At 57.3% G+C, this 2,812-nt stretch carries 5 protein-coding genes; 1 reads left to right on the plus strand and 4 read right to left on the minus strand.

Going from position 1 to position 2,812, the window contains the following annotated elements; all coding sequences use genetic code 11:
* The coding region (locus tag A3722_RS03610; protein ID WP_161488210.1) for an ATP-binding protein at positions 1–273 on the plus strand (273 nt) is incomplete at its 5' end.
* Between the two features lie 302 nt (positions 274–575).
* On the opposite strand, the gene A3722_RS03615 is transcribed toward A3722_RS03610, so the two are convergent.
* The 4 genes from A3722_RS03615 to tnpC form a co-directional block, all read right to left on the minus strand.
* Positions 576–896 (minus strand): VpaChn25_0724 family phage protein, encoded by a 321-nt coding sequence (locus A3722_RS03615; protein WP_067627377.1) that lies wholly within the window; start codon positions 894–896, stop codon positions 576–578.
* A 34-nt stretch (positions 897–930) separates the two neighbouring features.
* Entirely contained in the window at positions 931–1,566 is a 636-nt protein-coding gene (locus A3722_RS03620; RefSeq protein WP_067627378.1) for a nucleotidyl transferase AbiEii/AbiGii toxin family protein, read from the minus strand.
* Positions 1,563–2,159 (minus strand): DUF6088 family protein, encoded by a 597-nt coding sequence (locus tag A3722_RS03625; RefSeq protein ID WP_067627380.1) that lies wholly within the window; start codon positions 2,157–2,159, stop codon positions 1,563–1,565. Before A3722_RS03625 ends, A3722_RS03620 begins: the two co-directional genes overlap by 4 nt.
* 97 nt (positions 2,160–2,256) lie before the next feature.
* Positions 2,257–2,812, minus strand: a 556-nt coding sequence (gene tnpC, locus A3722_RS03630; protein ID WP_150120418.1) for an IS66 family transposase, incomplete at its 5' end; no start/stop codon positions are given.

A 2,812-nucleotide genomic window follows, 5' to 3' on the forward strand; every position in this document is an offset into this window, starting at 1 on the left:
GGCTACCTGCCGTTCAGTTCATCTGGCGGGGCGCTGCTCTTCCATCTGCTCAGTAAGCTCTATGAGCGCACCAGTGTGATCATCACCACCAACCTTAGCTTCTCAGAATGGGCGCAGGTCTTCGGGGATGCAAAGATGACCACCGCTCTCTTGGATCGGCTTACCCACCGCTGCCACATCCTCGAAACCGGAAACGACAGCTACCGCTTCAAGGTCAGTTCTGAGGCAGCAAAGAAAACTGCAAAGGAGGCCAAAACATTGACCGCATCATAGACCACGACGCATAACTGAGGGTGGGTCAAATCTCGGTGAAAATACCGGGTCAGTTCTCAGTGACAATCAACAGCAGGAGGGGCCAAATTCATCAAGACCTAACCATCACACGAAGGACTCGGTTGGCCGCGAAGGAAACTGGGTGAACCGCCGGTGGAGTTCCTGCGGTTTGACGGTAGTGCTTCGAGCTAGGCCTTTGCCGTTGTATTTCCGACATGTTGCAAAGAACTAAGTCGACCCTGTCCGCAATTGCACAGCCTTCAGCTCAGAGGACTACACGTGCATGAGGCATCGGCAGTGGATCAGTAAGGGCAGTCCGGCCCCGGCCGCAAAACGCCCTCCGCAGTGGCGCGGCCCAACGCAACATCTTGACCGCGCTCAGTCAGCTCGAGCACCCGATTATCGTCGTATTGGCCCAGCCGCACCAAGCCGAAGGACTCCAGTGAGCAGGCGGTCGAATTGAGTTCGTCTCGTGTGGCTGCAAGCGCAATTAATCGGAGCCAATCCAAAAGGACGAATTCATGCATACGGTAGCTCGGAGCCCGCTCGAGCGCCCGCAAAACAGCCAAAGCTCGATGCGTTTCTTTGATGGCTTCAATCGGCGCGACATTGTTCGATGTCATAAAGGATTCACGCCCATCACCAAATCCGTCTCCTTCATGCAGCTCGGTTATTGGCCCGATCTTGAAGAACCATCAGACGAGCTATTAGGTCATCGAAAGCGATGGAGTCTGACTGAAGCAGCCCCGCTTCCTGCATTTTCTGGTAGTCTTGGGCCAGCGCCTCAAGGGCCACCCCTTCTGGGATCAGGCAAAGCGACCCCGAGACGGCATCGGCATAGTTAATCGTCGCGCCCGCACGATCGGTTTCGCGGAAAAAGTGCTGTTTGTGCTTCGCAACATCCTGGGCAAGCGGCTTATCCTCCAGCGCCCGAGCAGCGATACCCACAGCCTGCAAGCGATCCAGGTCGTACCAGTGACGCGCATAGCGGTCGCCGCCTCGAAACGCACCCCGCAAGCAATAGGCATCGGGAATAATCTGCCTGATGTCATATGTCAGGTCGACATCTTCTGAGAACCGGTCAATCGCCTTATAGACCTTGGAAAGCGACGTTCCGCCCTTGAACACCAAGTGTTCGCCAAGGTCACTGTCGAACAAGGCGTTAAGGACCCAAACGACCCAAATGTCTTTTTCTAACAGGTCCGCGGGCCGCCCCAGTTTCGAGGCGGCCACTTCCAGCGCGTCGATCTTGTCTTCGCGCGACAGCGAAAAATAGGTTTGGCTTTCGGTCATTGCAATGACGCAAGCGCGCTAAGTTCCTTGGCCATCCAAGTTGGCGCAGAGGCTCGAAGGCTCAGAAGCTCGCGCTTCTCCTCTTCGTTCAACGTCGCTTTGATACGCCTCAAAGCCTGGGCAGCTTCAGACTTGCCGAAATAGGCGAGCGCCCGAAAGGCGTGCCCGGCGCGGCTGTTGGGCGCACGAAGCTGCCAGCTCGGCACATGTTTAAGCTCGACGCTTTGCGCTCCGAGCTTCAGATGGCGGCTCGGCCCGGAGGTCCAAAAAACTTGACGGGATGGATTCTGCGTCGAAATGCCGAGCAGGTTCGCTGCCGATGCTCCGCTTTGCGATACGCGTTCGCCGGTTGATTTCGCAATGTGCTCAACCACGGCCTCAACCGAGGGCGCCCGGTTCCCGAAGCGGGTTTTCACAGGCAAAGCGAACAATCCGCGCTTCACACGCATGAGCTCCCCGCGCCGAACCAACCGCGACAACGCCTGGTCCACCGCGGCACGCTCTCCAAGGTGCAACAACTCCCGCGCCGACAGGGTCGCACCCTCCGGCAGCGCTTCAGCATAGGCCTTGATCGCTTGAGATGTGGTTTGCATGTTCGCCTCCTAGTGTCAGATATATAGATTAGTTTCTGACAGTTTTCAAGCTGAGGCTTGCGCGGCTCACGCTGGTTAAGAGTAAGCGGTGCGCTGGTCACACGGGTTTGGCGTAATTCCAAGGCAGCAGTTCGTTGATGTCGGTTTGTTTGTGTCCTTGGGCGATAGCTGTCAGGACACCTGACAGATAGCCGTGGGGCTCGATCCCATTGAGTTTGCAGGTCTCGATCAGGGAGGCGATGACGGCCCAGTTTTGCGCCCCGGCATCGTGTCCGGCGAAGAGCGCATTTTTGCGGTTGAGGGCTATGGGACGGATGGTGCGCTCGACTGGATTGTTGTCGAGTTCGATGCGGCCATCGGTGAGGAACAGGCACAGCCCGTCCCAGTATTTGGCGATGTATTTCAGGGCTTCTCCAGTCGGAGATTTGCTTGAGACGCGGGCGCGGCTTTGTGCGAGCCAAAGCTCGAAGGCATCGATGATGGGTCTTGAGCGTTTCTGTCGTGCAGCGCTGCGTTGGTCGGCAGACAGGCCGCGCAGGTCTTTTTCGATGCGGTAGAGTGCCTGGATTTGGTTCAGACCTTCCTGCGCGATTGGTGCCGCTCCGGATTGGGTAACATCATGCAGTTTGCGGCGGGCATGGGCCCAGCAATAG

Source organism: Sulfitobacter sp. HI0027 (genome assembly GCF_001634775.1).
Classification (GTDB): domain Bacteria; phylum Pseudomonadota; class Alphaproteobacteria; order Rhodobacterales; family Rhodobacteraceae; genus Sulfitobacter.